The organism is Oribacterium sp. KHPX15 (genome assembly GCF_900107835.1).
Taxonomy (GTDB): domain Bacteria; phylum Bacillota; class Clostridia; order Lachnospirales; family Lachnospiraceae; genus Oribacterium.
On the sequence record NZ_FNRG01000003.1, the window covers coordinates 137,570 to 161,130 of the forward strand.

Annotated in this window: 15 protein-coding genes; 14 read left to right on the forward strand and 1 reads right to left on the reverse strand. The window is 42.0% G+C overall.

The window, feature by feature from the left end; genetic code table 11:
- Positions 1 to 27 precede the first annotated feature (27 nt).
- The 13 genes from dapA to BLV86_RS03325 all read left to right on the forward strand — a co-directional run bounded on the left by dapA (position 28) and on the right by BLV86_RS03325 (position 20,502).
- A complete protein-coding gene (dapA, locus tag BLV86_RS03260) occupies positions 28 to 912 on the forward strand; it encodes a 4-hydroxy-tetrahydrodipicolinate synthase (RefSeq protein ID WP_090815107.1) in 885 nt (294 codons plus the stop codon).
- 219 nt (positions 913 to 1,131) lie between these two features.
- Positions 1,132 to 1,896, forward strand: coding sequence for a 4-hydroxy-tetrahydrodipicolinate reductase (gene dapB, locus BLV86_RS03265; RefSeq protein WP_090815108.1), 765 nt, complete (start codon positions 1,132 to 1,134; stop codon positions 1,894 to 1,896).
- Between the two features lie 178 nt (positions 1,897 to 2,074).
- On the forward strand, positions 2,075 to 3,511 hold the full coding sequence (gene purB, locus BLV86_RS03270; RefSeq protein WP_031547428.1) for an adenylosuccinate lyase: 1,437 nt from the start codon (positions 2,075 to 2,077) through the stop codon (positions 3,509 to 3,511).
- 279 nt (positions 3,512 to 3,790) lie between these two features.
- Positions 3,791 to 5,044, forward strand: a complete 1,254-nt coding sequence (locus tag BLV86_RS03275) for an STAS domain-containing protein (RefSeq protein WP_090815109.1) — start codon at positions 3,791 to 3,793, stop codon at positions 5,042 to 5,044.
- Between the two features lie 91 nt (positions 5,045 to 5,135).
- Positions 5,136 to 6,521, forward strand: a complete 1,386-nt coding sequence (locus tag BLV86_RS03280) for a hypothetical protein (protein ID WP_090815110.1) — start codon at positions 5,136 to 5,138, stop codon at positions 6,519 to 6,521.
- A 26-nt stretch (positions 6,522 to 6,547) separates the two neighbouring features.
- Entirely contained in the window at positions 6,548 to 10,429 is a 3,882-nt protein-coding gene (locus BLV86_RS03285; protein ID WP_090815111.1) for an amino acid adenylation domain-containing protein, read from the forward strand.
- Positions 10,430 to 12,187 carry an MATE family efflux transporter gene (locus BLV86_RS03290; protein ID WP_090815112.1) on the forward strand — a complete coding sequence of 586 codons (1,758 nt, stop codon included), beginning with the start codon at positions 10,430 to 10,432 and terminating at the stop codon, positions 12,185 to 12,187. It abuts the gene before it with no gap.
- Positions 12,188 to 12,214: 27 nt separating this feature from the next.
- Complete coding sequence (locus tag BLV86_RS03295) at positions 12,215 to 15,046, forward strand: AMP-binding protein (protein WP_090815113.1); 2,832 nt, start codon at positions 12,215 to 12,217, stop codon at positions 15,044 to 15,046.
- A gap of 483 nt (positions 15,047 to 15,529) precedes the next feature.
- Positions 15,530 to 16,816 (forward strand): adenylosuccinate synthase, encoded by a 1,287-nt coding sequence (locus tag BLV86_RS03305; RefSeq protein WP_031547407.1) that lies wholly within the window; start codon positions 15,530 to 15,532, stop codon positions 16,814 to 16,816.
- 306 nt (positions 16,817 to 17,122) lie between these two features.
- Positions 17,123 to 17,758: a redox-sensing transcriptional repressor Rex gene (locus tag BLV86_RS03310; protein WP_090815114.1), complete on the forward strand. Its 636-nt coding sequence runs from the start codon at positions 17,123 to 17,125 to the stop codon at positions 17,756 to 17,758.
- 20 nt (positions 17,759 to 17,778) lie between these two features.
- A complete protein-coding gene (gene acpS, locus BLV86_RS03315; RefSeq protein ID WP_031547403.1) occupies positions 17,779 to 18,138 on the forward strand; it encodes a holo-ACP synthase in 360 nt (119 codons plus the stop codon).
- A gap of 144 nt (positions 18,139 to 18,282) precedes the next feature.
- Positions 18,283 to 19,233 (forward strand): NAD(P)H-hydrate dehydratase, encoded by a 951-nt coding sequence (locus BLV86_RS03320; protein WP_175456430.1) that lies wholly within the window; start codon positions 18,283 to 18,285, stop codon positions 19,231 to 19,233.
- Between the two features lie 510 nt (positions 19,234 to 19,743).
- A complete protein-coding gene (locus BLV86_RS03325; protein WP_090815116.1) occupies positions 19,744 to 20,502 on the forward strand; it encodes a YebC/PmpR family DNA-binding transcriptional regulator in 759 nt (252 codons plus the stop codon).
- A gap of 124 nt (positions 20,503 to 20,626) precedes the next feature.
- On the opposite strand, the gene BLV86_RS03330 is transcribed toward BLV86_RS03325, so the two are convergent.
- Positions 20,627 to 22,402 (reverse strand): Rqc2 family fibronectin-binding protein, encoded by a 1,776-nt coding sequence (locus BLV86_RS03330; RefSeq protein ID WP_090815117.1) that lies wholly within the window; start codon positions 22,400 to 22,402, stop codon positions 20,627 to 20,629.
- A 153-nt stretch (positions 22,403 to 22,555) separates the two neighbouring features.
- Between BLV86_RS03330 and BLV86_RS03335 the strand changes: the two genes are divergently transcribed.
- Complete coding sequence (locus BLV86_RS03335; protein WP_031547396.1) at positions 22,556 to 23,437, forward strand: YicC/YloC family endoribonuclease; 882 nt, start codon at positions 22,556 to 22,558, stop codon at positions 23,435 to 23,437.
- The last annotated feature ends 124 nt before the right edge of the window (positions 23,438 to 23,561 follow it).

Here is a 23,561-nt window from a genome sequence, read left to right on the forward strand (position 1 = left end):
TTAAAACCTTAAAAAACGGAGGTTATTATGGCTATATTTAAAGGGGCAGGAGTAGCTCTCATTACTCCATTTCATGAGGATGGTTCAGTAAATTACGATAAACTGGCAGAACTTGTAGAAGAACAGGTTGAGGGCGGTACAGATGCCATCATTGCATGTGGTACAACAGGTGAAGCTTCAACCATGTCAGAAAAAGAGCATATGGATGTTGTACGTTTCATTATAGAAAAGGTTGCACATCGTATTCCGGTTATTGCAGGCACCGGCAGTAATTGTACAGCAACGGCTATAGAGCTTTCAAAGCAGGCTGAAAAGGACGGAGCAGACGGAGTTCTTCTGGTTACACCTTACTATAACAAGGCTACACAGAACGGTCTTATCAAGCACTTCACCGCTATAGCTGATAGCATCAGCATTCCCTGTATCCTTTACAACATTCCTTCAAGAACCGGTGTTACCATACAGCCGGAGACCATGGCTTTTCTTTACAACAATGTAAAGAACATCGTTGGTGTTAAGGATGCAACAGGCAATATTGAGATGAGCACAAAGCTCATGACTCTTGTGGATAAGGATTTTGCTCTTTATTCAGGAGATGATGATGAGGTTGTTCCTCTTCTTGCACTTGGCGGCTCAGGAGTTATTTCAGTGCTTTCCAATGTAGCTCCGAGAGAGACTCACGAAATCTGCCAGAAGTGGTTTGACGGTGATGTCAAGGGTTCACTTGATGCCCAGCTTAAGGCATTCCCTCTAATCAAGGCTCTTTTTGCAGAGGTTAACCCTATCCCGGTTAAGGCAGCAATGAATCTTCAGGGAAAGAAGGTTGGTTCTCTTAGACTTCCTCTTACAGAGGCATCAGATGCCACAAAGGAGCTTCTCAAGAAAGAGATGGAGAAATACGGAATTCTTTAATCTTTAATTGAACATATTAATATAATATACAGCAGTGATCCTAAATCAGATTCGATCACTGCTGTTTTTAAAAAATTGATGGCTAAAAGTATATAGGCTGTATTATAGAGCCAATCAGATAAAAATTAGTATGTCAGACATTTAGGCTTCAAAATACTGTAATAGATGGAGTTATTTTACAGCTTGTAGGGTATAAAACTTAGCAGAATGGAGAGAAGAATGACTAAAGTATTGATTTTCGGCGCTATGGGCGTTATGGGCAGAAATGTTGCAAACTGTGCAAAGACTATGGATGACATAGAAATAGTAGCAGGTTTGGATCGTGAGGATCACTTCGATGATCCTGCTTTTGGATTCCCTGTATACAGCAGCTTCGATAAAGTAACTGAGGATTTTGATGTAATCATCGATTTTTCAGTGGCACCTGCCATTAACGGACTTCTGGATTACGTGGAGAAGACCGGAAAACCCTGCGTTCAGTGCACAACAGGTCTTTCAGAGGAGCAGCTTGCCCGTGTAAAGGAGATTTCAAAGAAGGCTCCTGTCCTTAGGAGTGCCAATATGTCCATCGGTGTAAACCTTCTTCTTTCACTTGTGAAGGAAGCTGCTAAGAAGCTTTATGAGAAAGGCTTTGATATCGATATCGTTGAGCAGCACCACAGAAGAAAGGCAGATGCTCCGTCAGGAACAGCAATTGCCCTTGCTGATGCTGTAAATGAAGCTCTCGACAACAAACTTGACTACGTTTATGACCGTTCAAGCCGCCGTGAGGCCCGTCCTCATGACGAAATCGGTGTAAGTGCCGTTCGCGGCGGAACCATCGCCGGTGTTCATGACATCATTTTTGCCGGTGAAGACGAAGTCATCACCTTCAATCACACAGCTTATTCCAGAAACATTTTCGCAAACGGCGCCCTCAACGCCGCTAAGTTCCTTAACGGAAAGGCTGCAGGACTTTATTCCATGCAGGATGTTCTGGTGTAAATTAAATAGACCATCGGGGACGGTTCTCGCCGGCGAGAACCGTCCCCGATGGTCTATTTGCAAAACATAAAAATATGGATTCGACAGCCGGAAAAAAATAGTATATATTTTAAAATGTTGCGGGTTTATTTATAATCCGAATCATCATTCATTTATGATTTATTAAAAGGAGATCAAGATGGCAGAACACAATCGTTACACCAGCCCACTGACAGGTCGTTACGCTTCGGAGGAGATGCAGTACATTTTCTCACAGGACAATAAGTTCCGTACATGGAGAAAGCTCTGGATAGCTCTTGCAGAGACTGAGCATGAGCTGGGTCTTAACATTACCAAAGAGCAGATTGATGAACTTAAGGCACATCAGGATGACATCAACTACGAAGTTGCCGAAGCCCGTGAGAAGGAGGTTCGCCACGACGTAATGAGCCACGTTTATGCTTACGGTGTTCAGTGCCCGACAGCAAAGGGAATAATTCATCTCGGTGCTACTTCCTGCTATGTTGGTGACAATACCGATATCATCATCATGCGTCAGGGTCTCGAGCTTGTTCGTAAGAAGCTTATCAACTGCATTAACGAGCTCAGCAAGTTCGCCATGAAGCACAAGGATCTCCCGACTCTTGCATATACACATTTTCAGCCGGCACAGCCAACCACAGTCGGCAAACGTTCTACTCTCTGGATCAATGATCTCGTTATGGATCTTCAGGATCTGGATTATGTTCTCGATTCTCTCAAATTACTTGGTTCCAAGGGAACAACAGGAACCCAGGCTTCCTTCCTTGAGCTTTTCGACGGCGACCATGCAAAGTGCCGTGAGCTGGATCAGAAGATAGCTGAGAAGATGGGATTCAAGTCATGCTATCCGGTTTCGGGCCAGACCTACAGCCGTAAGGTGGATTTCCGCGTTTTAAGCATTCTTGCAGGTATTGCACAGTCAGCTCACAAGTTCACAAACGATATCCGTATGCTTCAGCATATGAAGGAGATTGAGGAGCCTTTCGAGAAGCATCAGATCGGTTCAAGTGCCATGGCTTACAAGCGTAATCCTATGCGTTCAGAGCGTATCGCATCTCTCGCTGACTATGTTATGTCAGATGTGATGAATCCAATGCTTGTGTCCAGCACACAGTGGTTTGAGCGTACACTTGATGACTCTGCAAACAAGCGTCTTTCAGTACCTGAGGGCTTCCTGGCTATCGATGGAATCCTTGATCTTTATTTAAATGTTGTGGACGGTCTTGTGGTTTATCCCAAGGTTATCCGTAAGCACCTTATGGCCGAGCTTCCTTTCATGGCCACAGAGAATATCATGATGGATGCAGTTAAGGCAGGAGGAGACCGTCAGGAGCTTCATGAGAAGATCAGGCAGCTCAGCATGGAGGCAGGAAAGACAGTCAAAGAAGAAGGCAAGGACAACAACCTTCTTGAACTTATTGCTGCTGATCCAAGCTTCCACCTTTCACTCGAAGACCTTGAGGCAAGCATGCAGCCTGAGCGCTATGTAGGTCGCTCACCAAAGCAGACAGAGGACTACATTAACGAAGTTGTAAATCCGATACTTGAAGAGAACAAAGAAGTTCTGGGACTTACAGCTGAAATCAAGGTATAAAAAACAAACAGTAAAATATCATAAAGTATAAATTCAGCCGTGGATAAGATTTGGTTTAAGCCTTCTTGCCATGGCTGAATTTTTTTTCAAAAAATCATAACAAAAAAATTAAATACCTTAAATCTCATAAAAATTATTTATAAATGATATAATTTAAATGGTGTAAAATAGATTGTATGACAATTTTTCAACTGAATTTGTGTCAGAAATCATGGGACGGTTTCTAAGAAGCATGGAAAAAGCAGTGTAAAGTTTTGATTATTATTTTGGAGGTAAAATATGAATACAAATGTTACAAACGATACCATTAAGATTGAACTGCCTGACAAGGTGGACAGTAATTCCGCTCCTGCATTTGAGGAGGAACTCCTGAATATTCAGATTCCGGATGGAGTACAAAAAATCGTCCTGGATGCTAAGGGCATGAAGTATATTTCTTCGGCCGGGCTAAGGGTCATACTAAAATTTTCAAAAAAAGTGAGCTTACCCATAGTGATTGATGATGTTGCTCATGATGTATATGAAATATTTAATGCGACGGGATTTACGGAGATGTTCACTATTAACAAGGCTTTACGTTTTGTGGATATCGAAGGACTCGAACCTTTGGGAAGGGGAGTCAGTGGAACAGTATATCGTCTGAATGATGAACAGGTTGTCAAAGTCTTTCATCGTAACCTGTCAAGGGAAATTCTGGAAAGAATTATCCATAATATAAGAGCTGCTATCGTACAGGGAATCCCAACGATATTACCGTTTGAGGTTGTTACTACCAAAGACGGAATTGGCTTTATTACAGAGCGTGTGGCAAATAATGAGATAGCTAAGAAAATGCATGATAATCCGGAAATGATTCCTTTTTATGCAGAACGCATGGTGGCTGTTTTGAAAAAGCTTGCAGCTGCAGAAATGAAGCCGGGCGAACTAAAAAAATATGAGCAAAGACTTATTGTTGACCTTGAAGGTTTGGAAGTTCTTATCAGCAAGGAAGACATTGCATTGGTAAAACAGTTTATTGAGGCTGTACCGGAAAGATATTCTGCGGTTCACGGTGATTTCCAGGGATGCAACGTGATTGAGCAGGGAGATGAGTTTATCCTGATAGACATGGATGATCTGGGATATGGACATCCTGTATGGGATGCAACGCAGCTTATTCCGGTTTATAAAATTTGTCCCACTAAGCCGGATCAGATAAAGGTAATATTTGACCTTCCTCCCGAGGCACCATATGATCCATTCTTCAGTAAGATATTCCGTATGACCAGAGAAGAAGCCACAAAGTGTTTCGATTGCTTCGTTGATAAGTATTTCGAGGGAATGTCGGAAGATAGAAAAGAAAAATGCTTAAAGCTGATGTCTATTTACAACAATGTTTTGTTTGTTCGTTTTATCAATCTTAACATCAGAGGCAAGGAACTGACACCACAGCAGATTACTGCCAAAAGGGAAGTTATCATGGAATATGTAAACAACCTGAAACAGCAGGATATCGCAGAGATTCCGGAGCTTTTTGAAGCATGGCCTTTATAAATACACACATTATCAAGATTATTTTGTAATGTGAAAATGCTTTTCATTACTATTTGTGCCGTCGATTCAAAACGGCGGAATGGAGATTCATATGTATAGAATAAGAACAATCGAAAAGTCTGATTCGGATTTTGCAAAAGTAGCGCATTCGGAAAATGTATTTCACGATGCACAGAATTCAGGAGAAAAACTAATGGTTGTTTCCGGGGCACCATATGGAGATTATGTGCTTGATTATATTAAAAATGATGACTTCATCCCGGAGCAGTTGCGTAAGATGAAAAAGGTGGATCATATATACCCTGATTATGCAAAATACGATGAAAATGATACGGAAACTCTGGATCTTTCCTTACTGCATGATCACAAGGCCATTCTCTACGATACGATAGATGAGTATACTGTTGTAACAGCCAAACTTGCGCTTAAGCATACTGATATGCTTTTGTATTTTAAAAATAATAGTATGATAAAAAACTTTCTGCCGGAATCTGACAGGATTGTAATCACGGATCAGTTCCCGGAGGGAAGTGAGGATAATAATGATTATTTAAAAATAGTTGATCAGTTTGTGACAGGAGCTTTTCAGGGTCACTATCATAGGCTTTGTCCTATTACACTGTTTCATTCCATATTTTACAAGCAGTCGTTCACAGATGTTCCTTTGAAAGATATCCGCTATGTAGAAGTTTCGATTGCGCCCAATGTCGGAATAGGCGGTATTTTGTCCTATTACTATGAAATGAAGCAGTTTTTCCTGACCTATGGATGGGAAGTATTTCTAAAAGAAAACTGTACACGATACCCCAATACCCTGTTGGAAAAATATTTTGGTTTTTCACCGATACCTGCAGACAGCTCTCATGAAAACACCGTATATATCGGGGAGGTTATTACTATCGTAGATCTGTATGCGTGTTCCGGAAATTCAGTAGAGATTGATGATAGTATTCTGAATGAGAACTTCAGAAATGAAATGGAAGAGTACACACAGGCATTAATGGCGGGACATAACAGCCTTGGTGTATTGATCAGAGGAACGGATTATATTGTTTCGAATATGTCGGGTACCCGAAAGATGGCAACTCCTGAGGAGATGATCCCGATGATAAAGGACTGGATCAGGGAAGATGGCTATGACAGAATAGTTCTTGCAACAGAGGATGCAGACATTCTGGATACAATGCGAAAAGAGTTTGGTTCCATGCTGATCACGATAGCACAGGTACGTCACAGAGTTTCTGATTTTGTGGATGTATCTCTGATCAGTGATCTGGAAAAAGAGGAAAATTCTCCGGAACAGTATGAAGAGATACTTGAAGATAATACTGTCAATTACTTCTATGCTCTTTTTGTTCTTTCGAGATGCAACAGCTTCATGTGTTCAGGTCAGTGCCACGGCTGGACAGTGGTTAATGCATTCAATCATGGAAAGTTCAAGAGAGCATATAAATTCAGCACCGGAGTTAAAAAATAATCAAATAAGAGATTAGGATAGATAATATGGGAATAAACAATAAATCAGAAACGATCAATAGCTCAGACAATGATAAACGTGAAAAAGCCAAAGCCTGGTATGACAGTTTTTTTAAAGGATGCAGCGGTGATACTTTACCTGTCAAAGATGGTTCAAAAAATGCAGCAAATATTGTCTGTGAAAAATTGTGTGGAGAAACGGATTACGTTGCTGTGAAAAAATATTGTGAAGAGCATTCGGTTTCAGAGAATGCTTTCTTAAGTGCGGCCTTCGGCATAGCATTAAATGCTTATACAGCATCTGAGCAGGTTATATTCACATCAAACTTTGATTTATCGGGAGAAGCCGGTTCTGAGGATTGTGGATCCATGTCGGGTAAGACAGTACCGGTATGTTTGTCATATGATGATAAGCTTAGTGTTGAAGAGTTCGTTAAGCGTTGTAACAGTTTTCTCACAAGTGCTTTGGAGAATGAAATATATGATTTCTTTGATTTAGGAGAAACCTATGATGTAAAGGGGCAGATTCTTTTTAGCTTCAGAGACGAGAATTCCGGTTCGACTCCTTCTGAAGGTGATGGGAAGCCTGTGATAGCCGAAAACCCGATATCAAATGCTTATACCTTATCTTTTTCGGAAGACGTTTTAAACATCAAGAGGGCTGAAGAAAAGGTAAATAACAAAGCTATTCTTGGAATTTCCGTTGCTTCAACTGATGGAAAAATAGTTTATAAAGGCTGTTACGATTCCTCACAATACAGTGAGTATACGGTAAATGGTTTGATGGGTCTCCTTGACCATGTAGCAGGAGAGATGCTTTGTAAGGAAAAGCTTTATGACATTACCCTTGTAACAGAAAAGGATAAAGACACCATAGCATCTCTTTATGATTCCTCATATCCCGTTGTTGAAAGACCTGCATACCGTCTTCTTCAGGACACTGCAGAAAAGTATCCTGAGAGAGTGGCTATGGTTGCCACAGATCGTAGTCTCACTTATAAGGAACTTAACGGTGAGGCAAATGCTCTTGGACACTACTTGCAAAACCTTGGCGCAAAGCCTGACACCATAATTGCGGTTCTTGCTGAAAGGAACAGTTATGCCTATGTCATGAGACAGGGTGCCCTTAAGAGCGGCGGTGCTTTTATGCCCATAGACCCGGAGTATCCGGAAGACAGAATCGGCTATATTCTTGAGGATTCCAAGGCAAAGCTTCTTGTAACGACAGGTGAGGTTCTGGAAAAGAGAAAGGAACTCTTTGATAAGCTTGCTGCATCAGGCATTACCGTCATCAATGTTTACGATGCCGTAAAGGAGGGTGACAGATCGGATATTAATGTCTCTGTGTCACCGGAGTCTCTTGCATACGTTATCTACACCTCCGGTTCCACAGGAAAGCCCAAGGGTGTTATGCTCATGAACAAAAACATTGTGAATTTTGTTGATGACAACGAAAAGAATCATGAGACGATTGGGTATACAAGAAGAGGACATGTGAGTCTTGCCATAGCAGCACTTACCTTTGATGTTTCCATAATGGAGGAATTTATACCGTTAGCCAATGGTCTGACATCTGTTCTTGCCACCCGTGAAGAGATCATGAATCCTCAGGCTCTGGCGGATCTTATGCTAAAGAACGGTGTTGATCTTATGTCATGCACTCCCAGCTATCTTATGAACCTGCTTGATATGGGAAAGCTTGCGGAGGATTTCCAAAAAGCAATAAAGAACGTTAAAAGTATCGACTTAGGCGCCGAAGCATTCCCGGCAGCACTTTACGATAAACTGAGTGCCGTAAATCCTGACATTTATATCATGAACGGCTACGGTCCCACTGAGGCCACAATCAGCTGTACCATGCAGGTCATCAGGAGCTCTCAGGATATCACCATAGGCATACCAAATGCCAATGTCTCTATCTGCACTATGGACAGAAATCAGAAGCTCCAGCCACTGGGTGCTCTTGGTGAAATGGTGATTATGGGTGAAGGCGTAGGCCGCGGCTATATCGGTCGGGAAGACCTTAATGAAAAATGCTTCATTGAAATGCTCGGAAAGCGGGCATACAGAAGCGGAGATCTTGTACGCATACGTAAGGACGGAAACATTGAATTCCATGGACGTATGGATAATCAGGTGAAGCTTAGAGGATTAAGAGTCGAGCTTGGAGAGATAGAGAGTGTTATCAATTCCTATCCTTCAGTGCGTTCAAGTATCGTTGTGGTTATAAAGCAGAAAACAGATTATCTTGCGGCCTATTTCACAGCAGATGAGACCGTAGACATAGATTCTTTGAGAAAACACCTGGCATCAAAGCTTACAGAGTACATGGTACCTCAGGTATTCATACAGCTTGATCAGATGCCTCTCACCGCAAACGGAAAGATAGATAAGAAGGCATTGCCTGAGCCCGGAACAGACAATGAAGATAATTATGAAGCACCTTCCACAGATATGGAGAAGCTGCTTTGTGAGAAGTATGCGCTTTGCATCGGTCTTGAGAGAGTCGGTGTAAATGATGACTTCTTTGAGATAGGCGGAAGCTCCATCACATCCATACGACTTATTATGGAGTGCAGCCATCCGGGTATTAATAATGCAACGATTTATAAATATCGTACACCGAAAGCTTTAGCTGCTTACTGTGAAGGAATAGCTGACAATGATGCTATTGCAGAGGAAAATGAAGCTGCCATGAAGGAAGCATTGCCTCTTACCATTGGAATGAAGCTGCACCTTGACATTCAGCTGGAATCCCCTGATTCGCTATACGGTAATGATGCGGAGTTATTCAGACTAAAGGGGGATATCGATACAGATGCCTTTGCGAATGCCCTTAATAAAGTGCTGAAGCAGCATCCTGTATTTTTCACGAAGATAATACGAGTTGATGGCAGCGGAGAGTACAGACAGGTATATGACGAGAGTATCTTTAAAGAGGTTTCCATTGAAAAAATGTCTTCTGCTGAATTTGAAGCTATTAAAGACAGCCTTATACAGCCATTTAAGATGTTTGATAGCCCGCTCTGGAGGTCTCGCATAATATGTACGGAGAAGGGTTCGTTCTTTTACATTGAAATGCATCATACTATAAGTGATGGTTTCTCATTCAAGGTTTTATTGGATCAGATTTATGAGTGTTACAGTGACCCTGATGCAGTACTTGAACCTGATTTTTATTATTATCTTATGAAGAAATCAAAAGATTCCTCTACGGAAGAATACAAGGAGGCTGAGGCGTACAGTAAGGCATTATTTGAGAAGTTAGGTTCATTTAAGGAAAGTGATCTGTGTTTAAGAACTGATCATGAAAATGATAGTTTTAAGGGAGCTTTAAACATGAAACCCCTCCCCCTCGACAGGTCGGCAATGAGTGGGAATGTTTCATTTATAACTGCCTGTGCGCTTGCGGTTTGTAATTATAATGAAACAGATCGCGCGCTTGTAAGGTTCGCCAGTGAAGCAAGAAATGATATTCACAGGATGAATTCCATAGGTCTCTATGCAGAATATTTTCCTATAGTACTCGTCAGGGATAAGGATTCAACACCTGAGAGTTTAAAGGCCTCTGTCGAGGAGCAGGTAAGGTTCATTGATTCTCATATTTCCTACCCTTACTTTAAAGGTTTTATTGATGCTGAAAACAGGCTTATGCGCTTTATCTACCAGAAGGATGTAGATGATATCGGTGTTTTTGAACAACTCATTGAGGAAGAGATACAGCTTGGTACGATTAATGGCGACGCAACTGACAGTATGTGTGGCATTAGTATTGTTGATAGTTTAAAAATGAAAGATCTGTTATTTGTTGAGAGATACTCAAAGGCGCATTATGATCAGGAAAGTATGAATAGACTGTATGATCTTTTCTGTGAAGCAGTATCCTATCTGACGAAAGAGAGTATTTAAATGAATAGGAAAAGGTCATTTATTTCGGATTTCATATCCCGGATGCTGCCTTCCATGATCGCAAGTCAGTTGGTTATCACCATTTGTTCCATAATTGATACTGCTCTCGCAGGACATTTCCTGGGAGAGCAGGCTATCGCTGCGGAAGGAATGGTTACCCCTGTGGTTTTGGTGGTGGCAGGACTTTCCAGCATCATGGCAGCAGGTAATGCCAATATATGCAGTAATGAATCGGGAAAATGCAATATAGATGAAATGAACAGTTTTTTTTCTACAACTGTAACCGTATCTGTAGGCATTTCCCTTATATTTACAACACTGGTACTCATTTTTTCACCAGTAGTATGTATGATGCTGGGTTTGCAGCGTGACTCCGTACTGTTTGAACAGACCAGAGGATATATGTGTGGATATGTTCTGGTTATGCCGGCTCTTTCGGTTATCATGGTTTTTCCGGGTATGCTTCAGATAGAGGGTGATAATAAGACCAGCATAATCGCGGTGCTTACCGCATTTTTACTGGATATTGTTTTCGATCTTGCGAACCTGTTTGTATTTCACGGCGGTGTGTTTGGAATGGCCATGGCGACAACACTGAGTTATTGGATCTCTGCAGCATTTGTCCTTGTCAGGATGTCTTCCGGCAATCATACCGTGAAGTATTCAATTAAAAGTGTACGTCTTTCCAGGATCGGGGAAATAATGCATGACGGTTTGCCTGCCCTTATTCGGAATCTGTGTATCGCCTTGTCGACCGCAGCCATCAATGCAGCATTTCTGAAATTCGGTTCGGAAAGATATGTGTCTATATTTACCGTGGTATCCCAGGTGGGAGAACTACTCATATGCTTCCCCTCAGGAATGTGTGAGTTGTCTGCCATGGTTACCGGAATCATCAATGGCGAGGAAGACAGGGAAGGTCTCAAGGAGATACTTATAATCATGCTGAAGAAATCCGTTATCATATCCCTGGCCCTTTTGGCAGTGATATGTTTTTCCGGAGATCTTTCGGCAAGAATCTTTACACTTGATAAAAATATACTAAGCCTTGCCAAGCATGGCCTGAGGATATTCACCATACATATCTTATTCAGATGCATTTCTGAAAGTTACATCGGATATCTGAGAGGTATAAAGAGACACGGTCTCGGAAATATGATTCTCATATTTATGGCTTTGTGTACGGCGGTTTATGCATACGTTGTACCTTGTTTCCTCGGCCTTGAGTCACTATGGTACAACTTCGTTGTTGTAATGTTTTTTAATCTTGTATTTCTCATGGTGATCATATGCACCATATCTCATAAGAATCCATTTATGCCGGATGCCTGGATACTTAAGCCTGACAGTTTCGGCATAGCCAAAGAAAATATGATGGAAGATACTTCTTTGTCAGTGGAGGATCTGTGCGTTTTTTCATCAGATGCGGCTGAATTTGTAAATAAGCATGGAGGCAGCAAGCGCCAGAAAATGCTGGTTTCTCTCTGCATTGAAGAGATGGGTAAGAATATCATTTCCTATGCATATGAAAAAGAGAAGGATCCGTTATTGTCCATAAAACTTATGTTTACCGAGGAAGGTTTCAAACTTCGTTTCAGGGATAATGGTGTGCATTTCAACCCTAAGGAATATTATGATCTCTATTCGGGCAAAGATGATAAAGTTTCCAATTTCGGCATAAGAATGGTTTTTGGATCTGCTTCGGATGTAACATTCATGAATACCATGAGTTATAACAATTTACTTGTGAGGGTTTAGCAATATGATCATTACGGAGGAATAGAGATGAAGAGATATCTTGATCTTTTGTCAAGAGTGTTTGAGACTATCCCTGAAAGAGCTGCATGTGTTGACGGAGATGAGACCATCACCTACGGTGAAATGGATATTGAATCTGCCCGCATATACCGCTATCTCAAGGAACATAATATCGGAAAAGAAGATTTTGTATATATCATCATGCCAAAGAACTGTCATTTCATAAGCTGCATGATCGGAGTATGGAAAGCCGGTGCCGCTTATGTCATGAACGAACCGGGGTATCCCCCAGAAAGAGTAGAGTATATATGTAAGGATACAGATGCAAAGCTTATTCTTGATATGGAGCTCTTTAATGAGATCATGTATTCCTGCGAGCCTCTTTCCGGATATGAAGAGACAGATGTTCATGATGCAGCTTATGCCATATATACTTCAGGCTCCACAGGAAATCCAAAGGGTGTACTTCATGAATACGGAAACCTTGATCAGATGGGATCCTATGTGGACACTGACATTCCGTATCCTGAGACACGTCATGGTCTGGTGCCGCCCACAAGCTTCGTTGCCTGCGTGTGTTTCATAATCTCCTATTCCCTTAGGGGAAGGACTTTTTATATGGTATCAGGGGAACTTCTCAGGAATCAGCCTGAGTTTTGCAGATTCATCGAAGAAAACGAGCTTGAGGAGGTGTATATCCCGCCATCCTATATAAGGATATATAAGGATCCCGCTCCAAGCCTTAAGCTTATCAATACGGGCAGCGAACCGGCCAATGGGTTGTATTATGAAGGCGGGAAACCTCAGATCTGCAACTTCTACGGTATGTCTGAGTCGGGATTCCCCATCCTGACCACCATTCTTGATAAGGCTTATGACGTAGCTCCTGCAGGAAAACCTGTTGTAGAAGGGCTTGATCTTAGGATCATTGATGATGATGGGAAAATCATCAATGGACCTGGGATGGGAGAGCTGTGTTACAGGAATGAATATGTGAGGGGGTACATTCATTTACCGGAAAAAACAGCTCAGGCTTTTGTCAATGGGATCTTTCACTCCGGAGATCTCTGCCGCCGAGATGAAAACGGCATATATTATCTGTGCGGCAGAAAGGACGATATGTTCAAGATTAACGGAAACCGTATAGAACCTGCGGAGATTGAGGCTCAGGTTCAAAGAATTACGGGTCTTGAAAAGGTGGTTGCAAAAGGCTTTGACGAAAACCATCACCAGTTTATCTGCGTTTATTATCTGGAGGATGAAGCAAAGCGGCTTGGTATATTTACCGAAGGTGATCTGGAATTCGACAGGGAAAAGCTTTTGAATGCTTTACCGTCCTACATGATGCCTTCATATTTTATACCTTTGAAAGCATTTCCTTTAAACATCAATGGAAAGATTGCAAAAAAAGAGTTGAAAAGCCCTGATGCTTCAAGATATATCAGTAAGAATAAACCTCCTGTTAGTGAGGGTGAGAAGTATTTTTGCGAGATATTTGCAAGGCTTCTGGATATTCCGGCGGTGGGAAGGGATGATGATTTCTTTATGATAGGCGGTGATTCTGTCTTAGCTATCCGCCTTGTGCAGCTATGTGACAGATATGACCTTGATGTTAATGCTGTTTACAGCTACAGAACTCCGGAGCTTCTTGCGGAAAATGCAAAGAAAAAAGAGGATGGAGAATCAGCGGATTATTCTGAAAGGATGGCGGAAGGTTACCGTGATGAGAATATTTCCGGAGGAGCTTTTTATGGTGCCTTCGTGAATAATGTTACCTCTGATACGGTTATCATGCTGAAGAAGGAGTCGGATATTCCGCTTCTCGAAAAAGCGCTTTTTACAGTGTACAGAAACTATCCGTTTTATCATCAGCATCTGGAGGCGGAGAACGGAAGGCTGTATTATGTCAGAGATGTGGAGGGACCGAAAGTTTATACGCCGGAAATGCCTGTTGACAGAGAAGACCGGATAAGAGTTATTGCCGATGGTAAGAAACTTCTTGTAAAAATTCCTCATTCTTTTACTGATGGCTTTGGTATGCATTTATTCCTGCAGCTGTTCCTGGGCACCTATCAGGAACTGCTGGATGGAAAGGCGCCTGATCTTCAGAAGGAAGAAGTATATACTCCCGGACATTATTATGAAATCTTCAGTGAAGATTATTCAGTGTACGGTAAAGAAGTGCCTGAGGTTTATAAGAACGTTGTCGGAGCCTACAGATTCCCTGAGGCACCCGATGAGAAAGAGAAGGACACCGGAAAAAGGTATCATTATACCGTCAAGATTAAGCTCGATAAGCTGCCGGCTCTTTCAGAAGAGCAGTCAAAAGAGCTTTCCTCTGTCGGAGGCGGTGCCACGGTTGTGGTTGCTGACATGATTGCAAAGGCCATTAAGGATATTCATCCTGAGGCTGAAAAGATTGGATGCCGTACCTCTGTAAACCTTAGATCCATCATGAAACATGAGGATTCTCTCAAAAATATGAGTATGGGTCTGGCAGTATTCTTCCCGGGTGAAGACGGCTTCCAACAGCTGACCGAAGCTTTAACCCCGGAAGTTTTAAAGTGGCAGCTCATGAAATTCAGGCTGATGATTGACGGGAAACTTGATGCTTCCGAAGACAAAATGCTGATAGGTTCCATCATTAATACCACTTTTGCCGTAACAAACATGATCGGCAACGGCCAGAAAAACCCGGATATCGTTGAATCAATAGAGAGCGAGAATGCTTCTCCGGTTCCGCTGCTTGTGATGATCGGAAATGAAGGAAATGAAATAAGCATTTCCTTCATCCAGAAATTCGAGAGCCGCGTTTATTTCGACCGGTTCTGTGAAATTCTTTCTGAATATGACCGATGAGAAAAAATATTTAACCATAAAGGTGTTCCGCCATGTTGCGGGGCGCCTTTATTTGAATAACAGACATAACGATTGCGTTTAACATTAACCTTGAAATATATGAGGTTTATTTATATAATTTTTTTGTCTGTGCTGAAAGCGCAGAGCCGGGAGGTGCAGTTATGTCATTAAAACGGATACTTGCCGTTTTGGCATTGGTTTTAATTGTCATATTGCTTGTGATGCTTTTGTTTTTCGCCTTCACGGGCGCGAAAAAAGAGTATATCCTGGCGGTTCTGTTTTGTCTGATCGTGATACCAACGGTTATATATATTTTCATCTGGTTCACGGGTTTGACTAAAAAATAATATTTTTGATGCTTCGGTCACGAATCTCTCACAGCGGTTCAGCCGCCCGATTTCATTTTATGTTGTTGGTATGTGTCAAAAAGGTGAGAAGCATCAGTAGTGTCCATGTGGATACTATCCCTTTAGGAGGATTTTTATGGTTCGAGCAATCGTAGGTGCAAACTGGGGAGACGAAGGAAAAGGCAAGATTACTGACATGCTTGCAGAGTCTTCTGACATCGTTGTACGTTTTCAGGGCGGTGCAAATGCAGGTCATACCATCATTAACAACTATGGCCGTTTTTCTCTTCACCTTCTTCCAAGCGGTGTGTTCTATGATCACACAACATCAGTACTTGGCAATGGCGTGGCATTAGACATTACAAAGTTCGTTTCCGAGCTTAAGTCAATAGTTGACGCAGGAGTTCCCACACCTAAGATACTTGTTTCTGATCGCGCACAGGTTATGATGCCCTATCATGTACTTTTTGACAGCCTTGAAGAGGCAAGACTTGCAGGAAAGAGCTACGGTTCCACAAAGTCCGGCATCGCTCCTTTCTTCTCTGACAAGTTTGCAAAGATCGGTCTTCAGGTAAATGAGCTTTTCGATGAAGAGGTTCTCACTGACAGACTTCATAAGGTTGTTGAGATGAAGAATGCTACACTCCGTGAGCTTTATCATGCACCTGAGCTTGTATATGAGGATCTTCTTGCAGAGATGCACAAGCAGAGAGACCTCATCGCACCTTATGTAACAGATACTTCAAAGTTCCTGAGAGAGGCTCTTAAGGCAGGTAAGACTGTTCTTCTGGAGGGTCAACTTGGAACCATGAAGGATCCGGATCACGGTATCTATCCGATGGTTACTTCAAGCTCAACACTTGCAGCTTACGGTGCAGTTGGTGCAGGTATTCCTCCATATGAGATTAAAGATATAATTGCTGTTACAAAGGCTTATTCTTCAGCGGTAGGTGCAGGTGACTTCGTTTCCGAGCTTTTCGGAGATGAGGCAGAGGAGCTTCGTAAGAGAGGCGGAGACAAGGGCGAGTACGGTGCAACTACAGGCCGTCCAAGAAGAGTAGGCTGGTATGATGCAGTTGCTTCAAAGTACGGCTGTCAGCTCCAGAGCGCAACCGAGGCTGTCCTTACAGTACTTGATGTACTTGGCTATCTTAAGGAGCTTAAGGTTTGTACAGGTTATGAGATAGACGGAAAGGTGACTACAGATTTCCCTGTAACACCGCTCCTTCATAAGGCAAAGCCTGTTTATGAAACGCTTCCGGGATGGAACTGTGATATCCGCGGTATCACTGATTATGAGGATCTTCCTAAGGAGTGCAAGGACTATATCGATTTCATCGAGAAGCAGATTGAAACACCGATCACCATGGTTTCCAACGGTCCTGAAAGACACGCAATACTTAAGAGAACACCGAAGATCTAAAACAGAGAAAGCTTCCTGGTGGATATATTTATAGTATGATAATACGAGACTGATCGGATATGATGTCCGATCAGTCTTTTTATATCTGCCCGGGATTATAATTGTGAGAGTCATAAGGCTTTGTGCGGATCAAAAGAATTCGTATGGTTTCTATGGCTTGTTAAGAATTCTACAACTTCTTTTTGACATAATATTAACAAAAATGTATAATATTTTTCAAAGGGTCTAAAGGGAAATAGGTGATTATTACTTGTTCGAAAGACCGCATTGACAATAAAAATCTTTAAGTAATTATTGAGGGTTATTATGGCTAAAAAAGATATTTCACAGGCAGTCATCCAGAGACTTCCGAGGTATTATCGTTATCTTGAGGATCTTATGGATCAGGGCATTGAGCGTATTTCTTCAAGTGAGCTCAGTAAGCGTATGAAGCTCACTGCTTCTCAGATCAGACAGGATCTGAACAACTTTGGAGGTTTCGGACAGCAGGGTTATGGATATAACATCAAGAATCTCCATGATGAGATAGCCAAGATTTTAAACATTGACAATGAACATGAAATGATCATCGTCGGTGCCGGACATCTCGGACAGGCTCTTGCCAACTATACAAATTTCCGTAAGAGAGGATTTATCGTTAAGGCCATTTTCGATAAGGATCCAAGCATTATCGGCAATATGGTAGGAGAGATTCAGATCCAGTCCATGGACAAGCTTGAAAGTGTCATCAAAGAGAATGATATCAAAATGGCTGCAGTGTGTATCCCTAAGGGGCCGGCAATTAAAGTTGTTGAGCAGCTTATAGATGCAGGAATTGTGGGAATCTGGAATTTTGCCCATGTAGACCTTGATGTTCCTGATAATATTGTTATTGAGAATGTTCATCTTTCAGAGTCACTTATGAGACTCAGCTATCGTATGGGCGAGGCTCTTGAAGATTAAACGATTGATAGGATTCAGTTATGATCATAGGAATCGGAACTGATCTTATCGAGATCAGTCGTATAAAAAATACAAGAAGAAACAAAACTGTAGAACGTATTTTTTCCGAAGACGAGCGTCGGCAGGCATCTGACAAAGATTCGATGCTTGCCGGCGATTTTGCATGTAAGGAATGTATAGTCAAGTGCTTCGGTACAGGGTTTACTGCGGGAATCAGGCCTTCTGAGATTGAAATCCTAAGGGATGAAAAAGGAAAACCTTATGCTGTTCTACACGGTAATGCACAAAAGAAATTCGAAGAGCTTGGCGGAAAAACCATACATTTATCTATAACCGACACAAAAGATCTGGTGTCGGCATTTGCAGTAATGGAAGGGTGAGACATCCTGTATAGTATATTCATATCTTTCATTTACACTAAACAATTTTGTTGAAGTCATGACCCTTTTGGGTCAGAATCATTGACTGCCAAAGTACGAATCTGCTGGATTTAAGTACGTGGTATGGGTCAAAAAGGAGAGACCATGCAGATAGTGACAGATGCTTCAAAGTTTTATGCCTATATTCCGAAAAGACTTGAGGACAGTAACAAAGGCACCTATGGGAAAGTTCTTATAGTTGCAGGAAGCAAAGGGATGAGCGGAGCAGCCTATCTTTCGGCTTTGGCTGCTTACCGGACCGGAGCCGGACTTGTCAAGTTTCTCACACATAAGGATAATCGTCTGATCCTTCAGACACTGCTGCCGGAAGCCATTTTCGAAGGCTATGATGAGGAAACGGATCTTCAGGAAATATCTGAGAGGAATGCAGTCTGGGCGGATGTTATGGTGCTGGGACCCGGTATGGGAACGACCGATCTCAGCAAAGATATGGTGGAAGAGATATTAAACGCTGTGTCTGATAAATGGGGTGACAAGGCAGAAGAAAAGCATCCGCTTCTTATAATAGATGCAGATGGCCTCAACATCATAAGTTCAATGCCTCATCTCAAAGATAAATTGAAGTCCGTGGCGGAAGAAATCCCGGTGGTTATCACCCCGCATCCCATGGAGATGAGCCGGTTGGCAGAGTGTGAAATATCGGAAGTGGTTAAAAACCCGGAATACTATGCAGAGACTGTTTCCGGAGAGTTTGGTCTGATAACAGTCATGAAAGGTTCACAAACCTTGATATGTGATGCACAACATGAAGCCATGTTTAAAAATACGAAAGCAAGTCCTGCTCTCAGTAAAGGCGGTTCGGGAGATGTTCTGAGCGGAGCCATTGCAGGCTTATACGCCTTGATGAGACCATCTGTATCTCTTGAGATAGCTCTGAATCCGATGGAAATCGCATACAGAGCCACAGTTGCCGCAGTACTCATCCATGCCGAAGCCGGAAGAGAAGCGGCCAAAACCTTTGGAGTAAACGGAGTCCTTGCCCGGGATACCGCAGATAAACTCGGAACTGTATTGGACGGAATCAGAACGGAGTGACATTGTAAGGGTGTAAGACAGACCCCTTTACAGGATAATAATTATTGGATTACGAATGACCACATATTCTAATCCGGGTTTTTGAGTCAATTACCTTATAGTAAGTAATTGACTCAAAATCACAATTACTAAATATGGGTCAAATAAGCGTCCGATTCTCTATGACCCATATCTCCCCAATGAGGATTATGAGTCAATGTCAAGTCTGATTTTGTATGACCCATATTTCCCAAAAAGGATTATAAGTCAATGTTAAGTCCGATTATCCATGCCCCATATCTTCAAAAAACAGATGTGAGTCAAGGAAGAATACGATTCATCATGACTCATATCTCTAAAAACAGATTATGAGCCAAGTAAGAATCTGATTTACCATGACTCATATCCCTCTTGATTCTATTTGTATTTTACGTTATAGTACTAGAGTTTGATTTATAAAAAGTCCGCTTCGGGAGTGAAATATACTCCGGAGACCGAGAATTTAGTTATTTATGATATGAGGAGAAAGATATGTCAGGACATTCAAAATTTTCTAATATTAGAGCAAAGAAAGAAAAGAATGATGCTGCTAAGGGCAAAATTTTCACTATGATCGGCCATGAGATTGCGCTTGCTGTTAAAGCCGGCGGTCCTGACCCTTCCAACAACTCTAAGCTTGCAGCTGTTATCGCAAAGGCTAAGGCAAATAACATGCCTAACGATACTATCAATAATGGTATCAAGAAGGCTGCCGGATCCATGGAGGCAGATAACTTTGAAGAGCTTCAGTACGAGGGCTATGGTCCTAACGGTGTTGCTCTTATCGTAAAGGTACTTACAGATAACAAGAACCGTGCAGCTGCAGATATTCGTTCCGCTTTCACAAAGGGAAAAGGATCTCTTGCAACACAGGGCGCAGTTTCCTTCATGTTTGATGAGAAGGGACAGATCATCCTTGATAAGGAAGCTATGGATGATCTTGATAAGGATTTTGATACTCTTATGGATATGGCTATCGAAGCTGGTGCTGAAGATATCCAGGATGAGGAAGATTCTTATGTAATATACACAGCTCCTGCAGATTTTGATGAGGTTCGTGCCAATATCGAGAAGCAGGGTATCCCTATGGCTGAGGCTGATGTAGTTATGGTTCCTCAGAACTACGTATCAGTAACTGACCCTGAGGCAGTGAAGGGACTTCGCAGAACTCTTGATCTTCTTGATGCATCTGAGGATGTTCAGAATGTTTACACCAACTGGGAAGAGGAGAACGACGACAGCGTTCAGTAATCATCTATAAAAATATATCCCCGCGCATCGGGTTATTCCGATGCGCGGGGATTTTTTTAGTTCTCAGTCAGAATTCCACCGGGTGGAATTCTACCCGGTGGAATTCTATTGAAGTTTATGCAGTTCAGTTCTCCGTCATATTTTTAGGTTCAACGGTAACGGACCAGTTCTGGTGGTAGATTACGAATCCGGGGGCAGCATTAGGCACCTTCTTGAGATTCTTCCTAATGGTATAGTCTACTTCGACCTTTTGGTCGTTACGGTGAGAAGAGTAGTAGGCTGCCAGTCCTGCGGCTTCGATGAACAGTCTGTCGGGAATCTCCTCCATGTTCTGCCCGCCGGTTTTTACGATAACATGGGAGCCGGCAACATTTTTTGCATGAAACCAGAGGTCTCCGCCGTCACCTATTTTGAAAGTGACATCTTCGTTCTGGTAATTGTTCTTACCCACAAATATCTCATAGCCGTCTTCAGAAACAAAGTGATAGGGTTTTGATTTGCGCTGAAGCTTGGCTTTTTCTTTTCCCTGAACCTTATGGATGAAACCATAATCGCTCATTTCCCTTCTGATATCCTGAAGATCCTCTTCGCTTTCGGCTATATCGAGGGATGTCTGTATGGACTCCAGATGCTCAAGCTCAAGCCTGGTTTCTCTGAGCTGAACGGTAACATTCTCCTTGGTTCGTTTAAGCTTGTCGTACTTTTCAAGGTAATGCTTTGCGTTCTCGGACGCTGTAAGATCCTTTTTGAGAGGTATTGTGATCTCTTCATTTGTATAGAAATTCTCACAGGTCAAATGATCCTCGCCGCCCGCTAGGGAATAGCCATAAGTGTGAAGGAGTTCTCCGTATACACGGAATTTATCCATTCCCTCAGTATCTTTAAGCTGCTTTTCCTGGATATTAAGCTTCTTTGAGGTACGTTCCATAAGAGTATTAACCACTTTTCTGAGATCAGTGGACCTTTGGCGCATACGCGAACTTTTATCCTTTTCACTGTAGAACTGAGTGATGACTTCGCTCATAGATGAGAAGTGACGCACTTCGTACTTGGTATCCTCCGCATATATGGAAAGATTGAAAGCCGAAAAGTCTGAGGGTACTCCGTCTTTGTAAATGATCACAGGATCCGGTTTGGAAAGAGAAACGGTTTCCCTGATTATGCTATAAAAAGCATTGTAAAGTCTTTCCAATGCATCAGGATCCAGACAATTGGCTGAAAGATCCGGATCCACACGGCTCACGTGACAGATCTCTGAAGCAGTAAGAGGACTTAGACCTGTTATGCCATGGAACAGAGCCTTGAAGGCGGGCTCCGGAGTGTTCTTTATAAGAGCTGCAAATGTTTCCTTATCAAGTTCCAAGGGATTCTTTTTATCTCCTGAATCCGGTATGAAATATGGTCTGTTAGGCAATACTTCCCTGACAGAGGATTGTGAAACGGAAATACGTTTTACGGAATCAATGATTGTCCGGTCCTCTCTGAAGAGTATGAGATTTGAATATTTCCCCATCAATTCAACGGACAGGTAACGTTTTCCTAAATCCCCCATTTCGTCCAGATGTTCAATCTCAAAAATGATAACTCTTTCAAGCCCGTCTTTATCCAGAGTCTGGTCGGGCTGGATAACATTAAGGATGGCACCGTTTCCTATGTGTTTCCTGAGGGCCATACAAAATGTTGGTACAGCCATGGGAGACAGCTTCTTTTCTTCTGTAAGTATACATAGTGGAAGAGATGGATTTACAGAGATCTTTAAACGATAATTATCCTTCTGATTTCTGATAGTTAAGTCAATCTCATCTTTTTCAGGCTGTGTGATTTTGGAAATTTTACCGCCGATTAAAGTTTCCCGAAACTCCTTAACGGTTGCAGATACAACCAGGCCATCGTATGCCATTGAACTAACCTTCCTTCCATGATTTCTTTAACTTTACTTATTTTTACAGGTAGACTATAATTTATAACAAATGTTCGGAAAAGACAAGCCGCAGACAGGGGCACCAATTTCCGACATATCAAAAAATATTATATGTGATCAAAGGGGTATGTTATGGATTTAAAAAGTATGACCGGATTTGGCAGATGTGAGATATCCAATGATATTTATCGTTTGTCAGTTGAAGTTAAGTCGGTTAATTCCCGTTTTCTTGATCTTAACATCAAGATGCCGAAAAAGTTCAATGCTCTTGAAGCTGATATCCGTAATACTATCAAGGAGTATATTTCCCGTGGAAAGGTTGATCTTTTCGTTACTTATGAAGAGTTTTCGGAAGGTTCAAAATCTTTACGCCTCAATATGGATCTGGCCAGAGAGTATCTTGAGGCCATTCGTAAGATAAGCAGCGAACTGGGTGTGGATGATAATGTTAAAGTAACGAACATTGCCAATCTGCCGGATGTTCTTGTTATCTCTGAGGAATCTGAAAATGATGATGAGCTTTGGAACAGACTTAATCCTGCATTACGTAAAGCATTATCTGATTTTGTTGATACCAGAGTTCGGGAAGGTGAAAATCTTAAAGTTGATCTTCTTGGGAAGCTCGATGAAATGGAAGCTATCGTCGAAAGAATCGATGAGAGATCACCTGAGATTGCTGCAGCATTTGAACAAAAGCTTCGTACAAAGGTGGAAGAGTTGCTGGGATCTGCAGGAATCGATGAATCCCGCATAGTGCAGGAAGTCACCATGTATTCAGACAAGACCTGTACCGATGAGGAGAGGGTACGTCTCCACAGTCATATTAAGAATATGAGGGAGAAGCTCGAAAAAGGCGGCTCTGTGGGAAGAGAACTTGATTTCCTGGCACAGGAGATGAACCGGGAGGCCAATACAACCCTCAGCAAGGCAAATGATCTTATTATTTCAGATGATGCTATCGGACTCAAAACTCTTATAGAAAAGATAAGAGAGCAGATTCAGAATCTGGAGTGATTCAGTTAAATCATGATTTATACCTGTTAACGAAAATGATTTCCACTATATTCATGGTATGACCGGTAAACGCAGGTTGATTTCATTCATTACGATCAGATGAATGCGTTTGCAGGTATACAGA

Bases quoted from the DNA above. Each gene is read 5' to 3' on its own strand.
- BLV86_RS03310 (WP_090815114.1), top strand. From the start codon at position 17,123: ATGGCTAAAAAAGATATTTCACAGGCAGTCATCCAGAGACTTCCGAGG.
- BLV86_RS03320 (WP_175456430.1), top strand. From the start codon at position 18,283: ATGCAGATAGTGACAGATGCTTCAAAGTTTTATGCCTATATTCCGAAA.
- BLV86_RS03335 (WP_031547396.1), top strand. From the start codon at position 22,556: ATGGATTTAAAAAGTATGACCGGATTTGGCAGATGTGAGATATCCAAT.
- BLV86_RS03295 (WP_090815113.1), top strand. From the start codon at position 12,215: ATGAAGAGATATCTTGATCTTTTGTCAAGAGTGTTTGAGACTATCCCT.
- BLV86_RS03275 (WP_090815109.1), top strand. From the start codon at position 3,791: ATGAATACAAATGTTACAAACGATACCATTAAGATTGAACTGCCTGAC.
- BLV86_RS03290 (WP_090815112.1), top strand. From the start codon at position 10,430: ATGAATAGGAAAAGGTCATTTATTTCGGATTTCATATCCCGGATGCTG.
- BLV86_RS03305 (WP_031547407.1), top strand. From the start codon at position 15,530: ATGGTTCGAGCAATCGTAGGTGCAAACTGGGGAGACGAAGGAAAAGGC.
- BLV86_RS03280 (WP_090815110.1), top strand. From the start codon at position 5,136: ATGTATAGAATAAGAACAATCGAAAAGTCTGATTCGGATTTTGCAAAA.
- dapA (WP_090815107.1), top strand. From the start codon at position 28: ATGGCTATATTTAAAGGGGCAGGAGTAGCTCTCATTACTCCATTTCAT.
- acpS (WP_031547403.1), top strand. From the start codon at position 17,779: ATGATCATAGGAATCGGAACTGATCTTATCGAGATCAGTCGTATAAAA.
- purB (WP_031547428.1), top strand. From the start codon at position 2,075: ATGGCAGAACACAATCGTTACACCAGCCCACTGACAGGTCGTTACGCT.
- dapB (WP_090815108.1), top strand. From the start codon at position 1,132: ATGACTAAAGTATTGATTTTCGGCGCTATGGGCGTTATGGGCAGAAAT.
- BLV86_RS03330 (WP_090815117.1), bottom strand. From the start codon at position 22,402: ATGGCATACGATGGCCTGGTTGTATCTGCAACCGTTAAGGAGTTTCGG.
- BLV86_RS03285 (WP_090815111.1), top strand. From the start codon at position 6,548: ATGGGAATAAACAATAAATCAGAAACGATCAATAGCTCAGACAATGAT.
- BLV86_RS03325 (WP_090815116.1), top strand. From the start codon at position 19,744: ATGTCAGGACATTCAAAATTTTCTAATATTAGAGCAAAGAAAGAAAAG.